Genomic DNA, 13,715 nt, shown 5'->3' on the forward strand with positions numbered 1-13,715 from the left:
CTGCCGTGCGGAGCGGCATAAACTCGAGCCTCGGCCAGACTCAGCCGGCGGCGTCGAAATTGTCCAGAAGGCGCTGGTTGATGGAGCCGTCCGCGAACGGGATCCAGTCGATCCAGCTGCGGCTGAACCGCGGATGCCTGGCTTCGAACAGAACGCGCTCGGCGCGCGCCTCCCCGACTTGCCCACTGCGCACGAGCGCGCCGATCTTGAGGAATCGCGGATAGAAATAGTCCTGGGCAAAGGACAGCGAGCGCTCAGCGGTCGTTATGACCGCCGGCCAATCCTCCAGCAGCGTGTACGCCGCCGCCAGCTCGCCCAGCGTGTGAAAGCGATAGTTCTCGAAAGGCGACAGACGATCAGCCCGCTTCAGAACGGTGATCGCTTCCTGCGGACGCGATGCCATGAGCCGGGCGCTGCCCATGGCCTGGTAAGCCAGCACGAAACTTGGGTTGTAGTGAAGCGCCTGCTGCAGGAAATCCTGCGCAACAAGCGGGCGGCGTCGCAGCACTTCGATGGAGCCGAGAAACGCATATGGACGGGCATCCTGACTGTCCACCAGCAGGGCCCGCTGGGACAACTCGGCAACGCGGGCAAGATCGTCGGGTTCGCCGCGGTTCAACCAGCCGCGCCACAGATACCACCAGGCCAGTTCGCTGAGCACCGTTCCGGAGTTGGGGTCTTCGTCATAGGCTTGCTGGAACAGCTTGAGCGCCGCATCCATGTCCGCGCGCGTGCGTCGTTGCATATGCCAGCGGCCACGGCGCACCAGTTGCCAGGTTTGCAGCCGCTCCCACGGAATCTGGAAGGTGCGCACCTGTTCGACCCGATCGACCTCACGCTCGAGGGTGGACACGATTTCTCCACCGAGATCGTCCTGGAGCTGGATGAGTTCCTCGAGCCCGCGCTCGAACCGGCCGGACCAGACCACACGGCCGTTGCTGCTGTCCGTGAGCGACGCGCTCAACCGGATGTGTTTGTCGAAACTGGCAACCGAGCCTGTCACCAGATAGCGCGCGCCGAGAAGATTGCCGATCGCAGCGGTTCCCAGCCACTGATCGCGGAACTGGAAACTGGAGTCGCGTGCGATCACCGGGAGCGAACGTGTCGCCGCAAGCCCATGGATGATGTCGTCGACGATGCCGTCCGCCAGATAGTCCGTGGATCGGTCGGGGCTGCTGTTCTGAAAGGGGAGCACCGCAATGGCCGGCTGATTGTCCCTGGCATCGGTGTTGCCGGGCTGTACGATGGACGAGCGAACCGCGGCGAACGCCATGGACTTGGTCTGGCCGGAAGCGGGAGCCGTTACCAATATCCTGACGGGAAGGGCGATGTTCTTGAGCTGCATCGGGCCGAGATCGGTGAACTCGACCGAAAACCTGCCGCTGACGTGTTCATGCGTAGTGCCGGTGATGGCAACGCCCCCGGGCGGCGAGAACTCCTGCAGCCGTGCCGATATGTTCACGCAGTCGCCGAAGGTTCCATCCTCGCTCTGGATGACCACGCCCGTCGCGACGCCGATGCGGAACGGCATGCGCAGGTTTTCAGCCGCCGTCGCGTTGAGCTTGTCGAGGCGCAGCTGGGCTTCCAGAACGGCACGCAGCGCCTCGATGGGGCTGCCGAACTCCGCCATCAGACTGTCGCCCGCCGCTCCGAAGATGCGGCCACCGAACTCGCCGACCGTTTCAGAAATCAGGTTTCGCCGCTCATGGAAGATTCTGACCGCCGTTTCCTGGTTTTCGTTCATCAGGCGCGAAAAGCCGACTGCGTCGATGGCGCAGATGGTGGAAAGCTGCCGGATCGCCTGCTGATCAACCATTCATGTTGATCTCAAAACCTCGTTAGCCGTCAGGCCGACACAAGCCCGAACCGGCCGTCTCAAGGCCGATGGCAGATACTTTGAATCGCAAAACGATTTGAAGTACTTCGCCATTGTCCCCACTTGGGCAAAGCCAAGGGAACGCTAGCACGGATTTGGATACCCGCAAATCATTAGAGTACAAACAACTACGGACTCGCCGCTTAATTTTGGCCGAGGCCAACATCTGCGCGCAACATGCCGATAGATGAAACGCTCCGCAGCGAAATCGCCGCGGAGCGCGCCGAAGCCTACTCGCCGATATCGACGCTTTCAAAACGATGCGAACCGAGCGGGTCCATGACGTAACCCGTGATCTTTTTCGACATCGGCAGCGATACGGTCGAATGGTCGAGCGTAGCCCAGGGTGCCTGTTCTTTGAACAGCACCTGAAGCTCATGATACATCCTGGTGCGCTCTGCCTGATCGGAGGTTACACGCGCCTTCTGCATCAGGTCTTCGACCGGCTTGTAGCACCAGTTGGCGAAATTAGCGCCACCGACACCCGAACAGGCGAAGAAGTAGCTGATCAGATTGTCGGGATCGCCATTGTCACTGGTCGCGCCCAGGATGATGGCGCCGTCGCGATCCTTGTCGCGGGCGCGCTTCACATACTCGCCCCACTCGTAGGACACGATCTCCACCGTAACGCCGACCTTGGCGAAGTCCGCCTGGATCAGCTCCGCGGTACGCTGCGCGTTCGGCATGTAGGGGCGGCTGACCGGCATGGCCCAGATCTTCATCTTGAGATCCTTGACGCCGGCCGCTTCCAGCATCTTCCTGGCGGCTTCCGGATCATATTTGTCGTCAGCCACCGCATCGTTGTAGCCCCACATGCCCGGCGGCAGAGGGTTCTTGGCGACCTGGCCCGTTCCCTGGAAGATGGCGTCAATGATCGCCTGCTTGTTCATGGCCATGTTGAGCGCGCGGCGCACTTCGGCCTTGTCGAAGGGCGGCATCAGCGTGTTGTAGGCAAGATAGGCCACGTTCAGGCCCGGCTTTTCCATCACCGTCAGGTTGGGATCGGCCTTGAGTTCCGCGATGTCGGCAGGCGCCGGATAGGGCGCCATCTGGCATTCTCCGGCGCGCAGCCGCTGGATGCGCGCGGTCGGATCGACGGTAATCGCGAAGACCAGTTCGTCGAGTTTCGGCTTCTCGCCGAAATAATCGGGATTGGCCTGGAAGCGGATAACCGCATCCTGCTGATAGTCGACGAAGCGGAAGGGTCCGGTGCCGATCGGCTGCTGATTGAGTTTTTCCTTGGTGCCGTCGGCCAGGAGCTTGTCGGCATATTCCTTCGACAGAACCGAGCCGAAATCCATCGCCAGCATAGCCAGCAGCGATGCGGACGGCTGGTTGAGGACAATCTTCACCGTGTTGTCGTTTACCCTGGAGATATCCTTGATGAGGTTCTGCATCTCCATGCCTTCGAAGATCTCCCAGCTCGAGCCGGCGACATAGCCGAACCAGGGATTGTCCTTCAGACGCTGGCGATCCAGCGAGAAGATCACGTCATCGGCGGTCAGCTCGCGGCTCGGCGTGAAATAGTCGGTGGTCTGGAACTTGACGCCCTTGCGCAGTTTGAAAGTGTATTCGAGCTTGTCGTCCGAAATCGTCCAGCTTTCCGCGAGGCCAGGGACCACATTGGTCGTGCCCTGCTCGAACTCGACCAGCCGGCTGTAGATCGGCTTGGATGAGGCATCCCAGGTGGAATTGGTGGAGTAGAGCGCCGGATCGAAGCCTTCGGGTGCGCTTTCCGAACAATAGACCAGGCTCTTGGCCAGTGCCTGACTGGCAAAGAGGCCGGAGAGAACAGCAACGGCAACGCCTGTGGCGAGCCTTGCCGCCAGGCGGCCGCGTTGTGGAACAGTCATGATCTTCCCCTTTTTCTGGTTGTTGTTGGCAGTCATTCGATGGCCAGCCCCTCACGGTGCGGACCATCGCCGCATTACGACTATTCGGCCCGGCCGCCTGTGGTCTCCAGACCGCGGCCGGCGCGCCAGACCGGATCCGGCCGCGTCCACAGGATGTCCGAGGCGATGAGGTTGGCGACCTCGCGGGCATGCAGGGCCAGGAACTTCTCGCCTTTTTCGGCAGTGCCCTTGCTGGGGAAGCCCCAGGTGCCGGTCTTCGGTGCGCGTTCGGAGAAAGAGTAGAAGCGCGAGGCGCCATGCGGCGCCTCGTTCTGGCCAGCCTGCAGAGCCTCCGCTTCCTTGAACTTGTCGGTTTTGACGATATCGCCGGCGATTGCCAGCATGACCGAGGCCTCGCCCTCGCAAGCGTGCTTCGGACCATCGTCGGATTCGAACAGCGCCGAGGTTTCCTCCTGCGCCAGGAACCATGGCGTCGTCGCCACGATCGGCATGTCGAACTCCACCGCCAGTTCACGCACGGCAACGGCCAGCGGATCGACATTGCCGCCATGGCCATTGACGATGAGCAGGCGGGTGAAGCCGATCGCCTTCAGCGAACGGGCGATCGAGCGCAGCACACCGTGATAGGCGGCATAGTCGAGAGTGATCGTGCCGCCGAACGGCAGATGATGCTCACTCATGCCGAGCCAGAGACCAGGCAGGACGGCGAGCGGCACTTCCTCGGAAACCAGCCGCGCGCCGCGTATCGCCGCGGCCGCCGCGCTTGCGGTGTCTGTGATGACGGGCAGATGCGGACCGTGCTGCTCCAGTGAACCGACCGGCAGGATGGCGAGCGCATTGCCACGCTCGGCGATCGCACGCAGTTCCGGCGCCGTCATGCGCGCCCATTCGACTTCCCGAGCCATGATTTCCTCCTCGGCAGAAATTCCGTTTTCTAATTCGCTAAATGATTTTCCTTGTTGCCGATATTGTCAACGGCTATCGTCCCGTCATCGAACTGGACCAACGACTGGGGATTGATGGCCAAGCACCCGAAACTCGGAGCGAACCTCAAGGCGCTGCGCCAGAGGCATGGCTGGAAGCTGAGCGACGTCAGCAGCAAGACAGGCGTGGCGATCTCGACGCTGTCCAAGGTCGAAAACGACCAGATGTCGCTCTCCTATGACAAGCTGCTGCAGATCGGCGAGGGGCTCGGCCTGTCGATGGCCGAACTGGTCGCTGAACCCGAAATCTCCGGCCATCCGCTGACCCGGCGTTCCGTCAACCTGCAGGGCGACGGGTTGCAGCAGAAAACCCAGAACTACGACTATCTCTACCTCAGCACGGACATCACCAGGAAACGCATGGTGCCGGTGCTGACCCGCATCACCACCCGCTCGCTGGAAGAGTTCGGCCCGCTGATCAAACATGCCGGCGAGGAGTTCCTCTACGTGCTCGAAGGCATCATCGAGGTGCACACCGAGCACTATGCGCCAATTCGCCTCGGGAAGGGCGAGAGCATCTACATCGACAGCACCATGGGCCACGCCTATCTCGCCGTCGGCGATGGCGATGGGCTCGTGCTTGCGGTCTGTTCGAGCGCGCAGCCGGATTTCCAGTCGGCCCTGATCGAAATGCTGGACCACTAGGGCAGCTCTGGCGCGCAAAGGCGTCTGGCCTCGTCATGGTCCGCACTACCCTTCGGAGCGCGGTGCCGATTCGAGATCCCCTGCCAGGCTACGCTTGACGGCGTTTTCAAATTTTGAAAATGTTTAGCGTATAAGAAAGAAATACCTGCCATGCAGATCGCTGGCACGAAGGATCGACCATGACAACGCAAGAGCCGGTGAAAGCCGATGTCCTGATCATCGGCGGCGGCATCGCCGGTGCATCCGTCGGCTACTGGTTGGCGCCGCACGTGAAGACGGTGCTGCTCGAACGCGAAAGCCAGCCGGGCTATCATTCGACCGGCCGCTCCGCCGCGCTGTTCAGCGAAACCTACGGCACGCGCCAGGTGTGCGCCCTGACGGCTGCAAGCCGCGCTTTCCTCGAAACCCCACCGGCAGGTTTCGCCGAGCACCCGATCCTGACCCCGCGCGGCATGCTGGTCGTTGCCTCGAGCGAGCAGGAGCACCTGCTTTCGGAACATCAGGATGCCGTCCGCTCGATCGGGCTGCCCGGAGAGCGACTCGATTTCGAAGGCGCCAGGGCCTGGGTGCCGGTTCTGCGGCCGGAGAGCGTTGTCGGCGCCGTCTACAATCCCAATGCCGAAGATATCGACGTGCATTCCCTGCATCAGGGCTATCTGCGTGGTCTGAAACGCTCCGGCGGCACCGTGATCGGCAATGCCGACGTCACCACAGCGGAACGGACCGGCGCCGACTGGCGTGTCGTGGCATCAGGCAAGGAGTATATCGCGCCGATCGTGATCAACGCGGCAGGCGCCTGGGGTGACGAGATCGGCGCGCTGTTCGGCGCCCGCCCGCTCGGACTGGAGCCGCGCCGGCGGACGGCTTTCGTCTTTGCGCCGCCGGCCGGTCACGACGTCACCCGCTGGCCGATGTTCATCACCGCCGACGAGAGCTGCTACATCAAGCCCGATGCCGGTCTGCTTCTCGGCTCGCCGGCCAATGCCGACGTGATGCCGCCGCAGGACGTCCAGCCCGAAATGGAGGACATCGCGCTGGGCATTCACCGCATCGAGGAACTGACCACGCTTTCCGTCGGTCGCCCCAACCGCGTCTGGGCGGGGCTGCGCTCATTTGTCGGCGATGGCGATCTGGTCGGCGGCTTCGACGGCTCGGTGCCAGGCCTGTTCTGGCTGGTCGCGCAAGGCGGATACGGCATCCAGACATCCGCGGCCATGGGCGAAGCCTGTGCCGCCCTGGTGCGCGGTCAGCCGCTGCCGTCGCGCATCGCCGATTTCGGGCTCGACAGCGCCATGCTCAGCCCGGCACGGCTCGGCAGATAGCAAGACCGGAAGCAATCCGGCGACAGACCGCTTTGCGGCAAATGCAAAAAGCCCGCTTCACCTTATGTGAGGCGGGCTATTCTTTCTTGCTGCTCTGGCAATCAGCGTGCCGAGAAGCCAGGAGGGGTGCGGCCGACCCGCGCCTTGCGGGCGGCGTAGCGCGCGTCACGCTTGGCCTTGCGCTCGGCCTCGTCCGCCAGAACGCGCGAGATGCGGTCGTTTTCTTCCGCCTCACGGGCAGTAGCTTCCTCGCGCGCCTTCGCTTCGGCTTCGAGCCTTGCTGCTTCAGCCGCGGCTTCGCGTTCTGCCTTTTCCGCAGCTTCGCGGGCCAAGCGCTCCTGCTTCAGCCGAGCCTTCTCGGCTTCCCGGATAGCACGGGCCTCGAGGATCGCCTTGCGTTCCGCCTGGCGGGCCAGCACTGCCGGATCGTCCGCTGCCGGTTTTGCCTTGAAGCGCTCCAGGAGCGCCTTCTTTGCCTCGTTCGCGGCATTGCGCCGCTCGAAAATGTCTTTTTCCCTGTAGATAGCCAAGTCCAGTTCCCTGAAATCCATGTGCGGGGCTTACATACGCGCGCGAAAGCAGAGATCAAGCACCAATTCGGTATGCCAGCCATGAATAGAACGCGTATGTTGCAGCGCAACGACACATAATCGACTGGCCCAATCCCTAAATTTGGCATGTAGCTAACGTCACCCTATATGCGGTCGGACCAGCCAGCGGGACACGCTCATGACCGATCTTTCCGTTCTCGACCTCTCGCCCGTCGGCGAGGGCAGCACACCAGGGCAGTCCCTTGCCAATTCGCTGGACCTCGCCCGCCATGCCGAGCGGCTGGGCTACAAACGCTACTGGCTGGCCGAGCACCACAACATGCCAGGCATCGCCAGCGCCGCCACCGCCGTCGTCATCGCCCATGTCGCGGCAGGCACCAAGACCATTCGGGTCGGCGCCGGCGGCATCATGCTGCCCAATCACGCTCCACTGGTGATCGCCGAACAGTTCGGCACACTGGCTGCCCTGCATCCCGGCCGCATCGATCTCGGCCTCGGCCGAGCCCCAGGCACCGATATGATGACGGCACGCGCGTTGCGCCGGAACCTCGACGCCGCCGTCGACAACTTCCCGCGCGACGTCGTCGAGCTGATGGCCTATTTCGAACCCGCGGAAGAGGGCCAGCGCATCCGGGCGGTGCCGGGCGAAGGTGAAAACGTACCGGTCTGGATCCTCGGCTCCAGCCTCTATGGCGCGCAGCTGGCCGCCATGCTCGGCCTGCCCTATGCCTTCGCCTCGCATTTCGCGCCGGCGGAACTCGACCATGCACTGGAAGTCTACCGCACGCGATTCGAACCTTCGCAACAGCTCGACAAGCCGCGTGTCATGCTCGGCATCAACGTGATCGTGGCACCGACCGACGCGGAAGCGCGGCTGCTGTTCACATCGCTGCAGCAGGCCTTCGTGAACCTGCGCAGCGGGCGGCCAGGCCGACTGCCGCCACCGGTCGAGAATTTCGACCGTGATCTCGATCCGGTTGCGCGCACCATGCTGAACCAGGCGCTGTCCTGTGCAGTGGTCGGCTCGCCAGAAACGGTTAAGCAAGGCGTCGAGGCCTTCATCGCGCGCACCGGCGCCGACGAGTTGATGGTGACGGCGCAGGTCTTCGACCACGCCGCGCGCGTACGTTCCTTCGAGATGCTGGCCGACATCCATCGTGGCATGTCGAAGGCTGCCTAGGGCAAGGGCTGTGCGCTATTTGACCGCCTGCACCAGTTCCGCATCGGGATAGCAGGTCGCGGCGCGGCCATTTTTCGCCTGCCACTCGCCGATCGAGCGCCGGGTCTTGAACCCTGGCAGGCCATCGGCACTGCCGACGTCGTAGCCCTTCTTTTCGAGAACCCGCTGCAAGGCGGCGATGTCCGATCGATATAGTCCGCCCACCGCGCCCCATTCCGCCGAAAAGCGGTGGTCTCCGCGCGCGATGCGATCGGCACCAAGGCCGATGAACAGCGCGTAGAGGTCGGAGGTGTTGTATTCCTTGAGCACATAGAAGTTCGGCGTCACCAGGAATGCCGGACCATGCCGCCCAGCCGGCATCATCAGGAATGCCTCGGCTGCATTTTCGCCGGATGGGAACGGCTTGCCGTCAACCCGCCTGACGCCGAGCTTGCTCCACGCGGAGACCGGCTTGCCGCGGTCCGGCCCTTCCAGCGAGCAGGATAGCGTGTCGGGCGCGGTGACTTCGTAGCCCCAGCCGCGCCCTTTCACCCAGCCGTAATGGACCAGATAATTGGCGATCGATCCCATGACGTCCGGTACCGAATTCCAGATATCGGTCTTGCCGTCGCCGTCGAAATCGACTGCGTGCTTGAGGAACGAGGTCGGCATGAACTGCGGTTGCCCGAGCGCGCCAGCCCAGGAGGATTTCATCGCTCCGACCGGAGCAAGGCCACGCTGGACAATCTCGAGCGCTGCCAGCAATTCCTGGCGGAACATATCCTTGCGCGTTGCCAGGAAGGCCTTGGTGCCGAGCACCTCGAAGGCATCGTAAGGAATCTTCGCCGTACCGAAGCCGCTTTCGCGGCCCCAGATCGCCAGAACCACCGAGCCCGGCACGCCGTAGCGCTTCTCGATCTGGCGCAGCGTTGCGGCGTATTGTCCGGCGCGGGCGCGGCCGCCATTGGAAACCGCTGCCACGATCTTCTCGGCAAAATAGGCGCCGGGCGAACCGAACTCGGCCTGGTGTTGTTTCTTCGGCGTCTTCGGCTTTTCCCCCGGCAGCACCAGATCGGGCAGCTTGAGATTGGGCCTCACGCCGTCGAAGGCGGCGCTGAACGTGGCCTGCGAAATGCCTTTCGACTTGGCCTCGGGCCAGAGATCGTTCTGCAGCCAAGTCCGAAACTGATCATCGATGGTCGCGGCGGAAGCGGAACCCGCGAAGCTCGCAACAAGGGCAGCAAGCAAAAATAGCGCCTTCAACGAGGAGAGCAGAAAGCGGCCAGAGAAGCGATCCATTCCGTCTCCTCGAGAAATCTCTTAGAAGGTCGTGCGCGACTTCAGCGCCGCCGCCAGCGTGCCTTCGTCGAGATAGTCGAGTTCACCACCGACCGGAACGCCATGCGCGAGCCTTGTCACTTTCACGTCGAAGCTGGAGAGCTGGTCGGTAAGGTAGTGTGCCGTCGTCTGCCCCTCGACCGTGGCATTGACCGCGAGGATGACTTCCTTGACCGTGCCGGCAGCGACGCGATCCACAAGCGAGCGGATGTTCAACTGGTCGGGACCGATGCCGTCCAGCGGCGACAGCGTACCCCCGAGCACATGGTAGCGGACATTCATGGCTGCCGCCCGCTCCAGCGCCCAGAGATCGGAAACGTCTTCGACGACGATCAGCGTGGCATCATCACGGCGCGGGTCAGTGCAGATCATGCAGGGATCCGCGGTGTCGACATTGCCGCAGGTCGAACAGATGCGCACCTTCTCGACCGCCTCGCCCATGGCATTGGCCAAGGGTGCCAGCAGCTGATCCTTTTTCTTGATGAGGTGCAGGGCCGCGCGGCGCGCCGAACGCGGGCCCAGGCCTGGCACCTTGGCCAGAAGCTGGATCAGGCGTTCGATTTCAGGGCCGGCGATTCGCTTGGACATCGCACCGATGTAGGATTTTTCCAGCCACTTTGGAACCGAGCTGCCGCTGGTTCAGGTGCTGCTCCGGACAGAAGCCGCCGGCTGCAAGCCGCATACGGCTCAGGCTGCGAGGCAAATCACTGCAGCGGCCGGCTTTCGGAGACGATCAACGCGCCGATGGCATCGGTGTTTTCCGGCGTCGACTGGAACGACATCACGACGTCAGGCTCGGATGTCGTCGCCGAGGCCAGAACGGGCTGCGGCCTTTCGCTTGGCACCGCCGAAGCGGTCTTGAACGGAAGCTGAGCCGGTTCGGCCGAGGCCACCATCACCGGTGCGACGGCCATGGCGGGCGCCGGCTTCGTCGAAACAAAGGCCGTCGTCGGGATCGTGGCAGCCGAGGCGACGGCAACGGTCTCAACCGGAGCAATCGGCGCCGCCGAAGCCATCATGGTGGCGCCTTCTTCCGGCAGCGGCTGCCAGTTGCGGCCTCGCTTCTCGTAGAAGGCGTTGCCGCCAGCGACCAGCACGTAGTGCATGTTCTTGTATGGGAACTTGAGGCCGGCCGTATGGAAGAACATCGAGTTCTTGGCCTTGGTCGAGCGTTCGCCCTTGAGCACCGCCTCGGCGGCATCCATGACATCAGGCAAGGCCTTGGAGTTCATGCGACGGGTCATCACGCCCGGTGCGAACTGGCCAGGCTGACCAACAACGCTGCAGATGTTGTCGCCATACTTGCCCGAGCGCAGGCGGTTCATCACCACCGTGCCGACGGCGACCATGCCGTCGCGGCTGGAGCGATTCGATTCGAAGAACATCGCACGCGCCAGGCATTCCTTGTCGCGGCTGGTGTAGCGGTAAGCGCCGACCTTGGAGCTGGGGGCAACGGAATCGGAGAGCTTGGCAACGGACAGGCCGTGACTGCCGGTGGTCTGGCTGCAGGCAGCCAGGAAGAGCGGGCCCAGGACAACCGTCCCGAGGGCGATCAGCTTTTTCCAACGCGTGGCGATCAACAAACGTCCCTCATTCTTGCTGCCGCCTTGTCCCCAGGATATGCGGCAAGAATGAGACACTTTCAGGCAAAAAGATGGCCAAAGCCTTACTTTGCCGAACAAGGTGAACAATTCGTGGATTTAACGAAGTCGTTACCGAGTGGTTAAACGCAGGATATAACGCAATATTTCATCCTGTAACAAAAACGGAGCAAGAGAAACGCGACCGATATTCTAAGTGATTTCTCTTGCTGCCTTTGGAAATACTTATTCTTTCAAATTAAAACGGCAACTTCATGCCGGGCGGCAGAGGCAAGCCGGCAGTCAAAGCCTTGGTTTTTTCCTGCATGATCTGTTCGACCTTGACCTTGGCATCGTTGTGGGCGGCCAGAATAAGGTCTTCCAGGATTTCGACCTCGTCTTCCTTGAAGAGGGATGGATCGATCTTCAGCACCTTCATCTCGAACTTGCCGGTCAGCGTCACATTGACCAGCCCGCCGCCGGCCTGGCCGGTAGCTTCGAGATTCGCGATCTCCTCCTGCATGGACTGGAACTTGGCTTGCATTTCCTTTGCCTTGCCCATCAGGCCGAGCAGATCTTTCATCGTCTGGTCCTTCTCAAAAATCGATGTCGCATCCGAAGCCGGTTCTATCGGCTGGTCGGCATCTTCGCTTTCTTCATTCGGTGCATCGGGAATGCGCACGTCGATGATCTTCGCGCCGGGAAAACGGGCGAGAATGGCCGCAACCGCCGGATCGGCGCGCGCATCCGAGAAGGCTATCTCGCGACGCGTCGTCTCGACCTCGGCCATCGTCTGGCCGCCCTCTTCCTTCGACAATGACACCAGCCAGCTGCGGCCCGTCCAGGCGCGCAACTTCGAGGTCATCTCGTTGAGCAGCATCTTCGGCGCGTCTTCGGTCAACGTCACATCGATGCGACCCGGCTCGAAGCTCACCGGGCGAACGTAGCGCTTGATCTGGACCTTGAAGGCGATGTCGCGATTCTGATCCGCGAGAGCGATGATGTCGGCCAAGGATTTGACCGGTACCGACTGCTGCTCCTGTGCCGGTTCCGGGGCCGGCACGAAGGCGGGAGACTGGACCGGTTCGACCAGACGCATGGTCTGTCCGCCGCCGGGCGTGACCGGCATGCGGACCGAGGCGGTGGCCATGGCTGCGCCGCCATTTCCACCGCCAGCAGGGGCGCCATTCGCACGCACCGCTGCGCCAGGCGCCGGCTGCCCGTTTTCCAGCGACTTCAGCGCTTCATCGAGCGTCGGCAGGTCGGCTGCATGGGCGAGCCGGATCAATACCATCTCGGCAGCGCTGACCGGGCGGTTGGAACTTTGCACTTCCGGAATGCCCTTGAGCAGCATCTGCCAGGCACGGGACAGTACCCGTACAGACAGGGTGCGCGAGAACTCGAGGCCGCGTGTCCGTTCATCCTCGCTGAGCGCTGCATCGTCAGCCGCACCCGGCACGAAACGCAGGCGTGTGACGAGATGAGTGAATTCGGCCAGGTCGGTCAGGACGGCAGCGGGATCGGCGCCGACATCGTAGAGAGCCCGGAGGCCCTGCAGTGCCGAGGCGATATCGCCTCTCATGATGTGTTCGAACAGATCGACGATGCGGGCTCGGTCGGCGAGACCGAGCATGGCGCGCACGGCTTCCGCGGTGACATTGCCGGCGCTGTGCGCGATGGCCTGATCGAAGATCGACTGGGCATCGCGCATCGAGCCTTCGGCAGCGCGAGCGACCATGGCAAGCGCGTCGTCTTCAGCCTCGATCTGTTCGAGGCCGGCGATCCGCTTCAGATCCGCCTTGATCATGGCAGCATCGATACGACGAAGGTCAAAGCGCTGACAGCGCGACAGCACCGTGATCGGAACCTTGCGGATCTCGGTGGTGGCGAAGATGAACTTCACATGCGGCGGCGGCTCTTCAAGCGTCTTGAGCAGGCCGTTGAAGGCCTGCGTGGACAGCATGTGCACCTCGTCGATGATGTAGACCTTGTAACGCGCGGAGACAGGCGCGTAGCGGACACGGTCGATGATGTCGCGGATATCATCGATGCCGGTGTGCGAGGCAGCGTCCATCTCGATGACATCGACGTGGCGGCCTTCCATGATCGCCTGGCAATGCTCGCCCGGCACGGAAAGATCGACGGAAGGGCGGTCAATCTCGGCAGTCTTGTAGTTGAGCGCTCGCGCCAGAATGCGCGCAGTGGTTGTCTTGCCAACACCGCGTACGCCGGTCAGCATCCACGCCTGCGCGACACGTCCGGTGGAAAAGGCGTTGGTGAGCGTCCGCACCATCGGCTCCTGGCCGATCAGTTCGGAGAAATTCGACGGGCGGTATTTGCGCGCCAGCACGCGATAACCGCCACGGGCCTTTTCCGGTGCGGGATTGTTTCCGGCTTCGCTCATCCGC

Annotated in this window: 11 protein-coding genes and 1 pseudogene; 3 read left to right on the forward strand and 9 right to left on the reverse strand. The window is 62.6% G+C overall.

Annotated elements, in window-relative coordinates:
• Positions 1-40: 40 nt before the first annotated feature.
• The 3 genes from C1M53_RS11055 to C1M53_RS11065 all read right to left on the reverse strand — a co-directional run bounded on the left by C1M53_RS11055 (position 41) and on the right by C1M53_RS11065 (position 4,634).
• Complete coding sequence (locus C1M53_RS11055) at positions 41-1,816, reverse strand: adenylate/guanylate cyclase domain-containing protein (protein WP_129412298.1); 1,776 nt, start codon at positions 1,814-1,816, stop codon at positions 41-43.
• Between the two features lie 290 nt (positions 1,817-2,106).
• Positions 2,107-3,729, reverse strand: a complete 1,623-nt coding sequence (locus tag C1M53_RS11060) for an ABC transporter substrate-binding protein (protein ID WP_129412299.1) — start codon at positions 3,727-3,729, stop codon at positions 2,107-2,109.
• A gap of 80 nt (positions 3,730-3,809) precedes the next feature.
• Positions 3,810-4,634 (reverse strand): creatininase family protein, encoded by an 825-nt coding sequence (locus C1M53_RS11065; RefSeq protein ID WP_129412300.1) that lies wholly within the window; start codon positions 4,632-4,634, stop codon positions 3,810-3,812.
• A 54-nt stretch (positions 4,635-4,688) separates the two neighbouring features.
• On the opposite strand from C1M53_RS11065, the gene C1M53_RS11070 reads away from it, so the two are divergent.
• A complete protein-coding gene (locus C1M53_RS11070; protein ID WP_245488522.1) occupies positions 4,689-5,357 on the forward strand; it encodes an XRE family transcriptional regulator in 669 nt (222 codons plus the stop codon).
• Positions 5,358-5,536: 179 nt separating this feature from the next.
• On the forward strand, positions 5,537-6,679 hold the full coding sequence (locus C1M53_RS11075) for an FAD-binding oxidoreductase (protein ID WP_129412301.1): 1,143 nt from the start codon (positions 5,537-5,539) through the stop codon (positions 6,677-6,679).
• A 101-nt stretch (positions 6,680-6,780) separates the two neighbouring features.
• On the opposite strand, the gene C1M53_RS11080 is transcribed toward C1M53_RS11075, so the two are convergent.
• Positions 6,781-7,209 carry a DUF6481 family protein gene (locus C1M53_RS11080; protein WP_129412302.1) on the reverse strand — a complete coding sequence of 143 codons (429 nt, stop codon included), beginning with the start codon at positions 7,207-7,209 and terminating at the stop codon, positions 6,781-6,783.
• A gap of 199 nt (positions 7,210-7,408) precedes the next feature.
• Here C1M53_RS11080 and C1M53_RS11085 point away from each other — a divergent pair, with 199 nt between their 5' ends.
• Positions 7,409-8,410, forward strand: coding sequence for an LLM class flavin-dependent oxidoreductase (locus C1M53_RS11085; RefSeq protein ID WP_129412303.1), 1,002 nt, complete (start codon positions 7,409-7,411; stop codon positions 8,408-8,410).
• A 15-nt stretch (positions 8,411-8,425) separates the two neighbouring features.
• Here C1M53_RS11085 and C1M53_RS11090 read toward each other — a convergent pair whose 3' ends face one another.
• The 5 genes and pseudogenes from C1M53_RS11090 to C1M53_RS11105 all read right to left on the reverse strand — a co-directional run.
• Entirely contained in the window at positions 8,426-9,688 is a 1,263-nt protein-coding gene (locus C1M53_RS11090; protein WP_129412304.1) for a lytic murein transglycosylase, read from the reverse strand.
• A gap of 21 nt (positions 9,689-9,709) precedes the next feature.
• A complete protein-coding gene (recR, locus tag C1M53_RS11095; protein WP_129412305.1) occupies positions 9,710-10,315 on the reverse strand; it encodes a recombination mediator RecR in 606 nt (201 codons plus the stop codon).
• Between the two features lie 116 nt (positions 10,316-10,431).
• The gene (locus C1M53_RS11100) at positions 10,432-11,307 is read right to left on the reverse strand and encodes a cell wall hydrolase (protein ID WP_245488523.1); all 876 of its coding nucleotides are present in this window, start codon (positions 11,305-11,307) and stop codon (positions 10,432-10,434) included.
• A 259-nt stretch (positions 11,308-11,566) separates the two neighbouring features.
• A complete protein-coding gene (locus C1M53_RS32085) occupies positions 11,567-11,890 on the reverse strand; it encodes a YbaB/EbfC family nucleoid-associated protein (RefSeq protein ID WP_054311855.1) in 324 nt (107 codons plus the stop codon).
• Between the two features lie 30 nt (positions 11,891-11,920).
• Positions 11,921-13,711, reverse strand: a pseudogene (locus C1M53_RS11105) (DNA polymerase III subunit gamma/tau); the annotation flags it as partial.
• Positions 13,712-13,715 lie beyond the last annotated feature (4 nt).

This window comes from Mesorhizobium sp. Pch-S, assembly GCF_004136315.1.
Lineage (GTDB): Bacteria > Pseudomonadota > Alphaproteobacteria > Rhizobiales > Rhizobiaceae > Mesorhizobium.